The sequence below is a fragment of the Vibrio sp. Y176 genome (genome assembly GCF_033438945.1).
Genome location: NZ_JAWOQS010000711.1, coordinates 1 through 631 on the forward strand (window position 1 = coordinate 1; position 631 = coordinate 631).

General features: G+C 61.5%; 1 protein-coding gene. It reads left to right on the forward strand.

The genetic code is table 11. From position 1 onward, the window contains the following. Positions 1-459 (forward strand): DUF3363 domain-containing protein (locus R7O13_RS28210; protein ID WP_318305366.1); only part of this gene is annotated, 459 nt, incomplete at its 5' end. Between the last annotated feature and the right edge of the window lie 172 nt (positions 460-631).

Sequence of the window (631 nt, forward strand, 5' to 3'; positions counted from 1 at the left end):
GGCGCGACCTGGCTGGACCGGCGGCTGATCCACGGCGAGACGGCCGACCTTGCGCCAACCGGCTTCGGGCAACAAGTCCGCGAAGCCATGGACCAGCGCCGCGAGCACCATATCGAACAGGGCGACGCCACCCGCAGCCGGGACAGCCGCGTCTTCTACCGGCGCAACCTTCTCGCCATCCTGCGGGAGCGCGAGGTAGCCGGCGTCGGATCGGATATGGCTTTGAGTAAGGGCCTGCCGTTCCGCGCCGCCACGGACGGCGAGAGCGTCAGCGGCAAGTTTACCGGAACCGTGCATCTATCGAGCGGCAAGTTCGCCGTGGTCGAGAAATCCCATGAGTTCACCCTTGTCCCGTGGCGGCCGATCATCGACCGCCAACTCGGCCGCGAGGTTATGGGCATCGTGCAGGGCGGGTCGGTGTCGTGGCAGTTAGGGCGGCAGAGGGGGCTGGAACGCTGAGTGCGCCCATGCCGCATTGCGAAGCAAAAGATAATCGGATAAAATGTAGCAATTCATATTCGTAAGCGTGGAGTAATCAGATGGGAAATTCCAAGTCAGCAGACAAGTAAGCCGCAACAACCAGTATTGTTGTTGCGGCGCTCTGTAAGGCTAGTCTCATCTGATTGCTGAC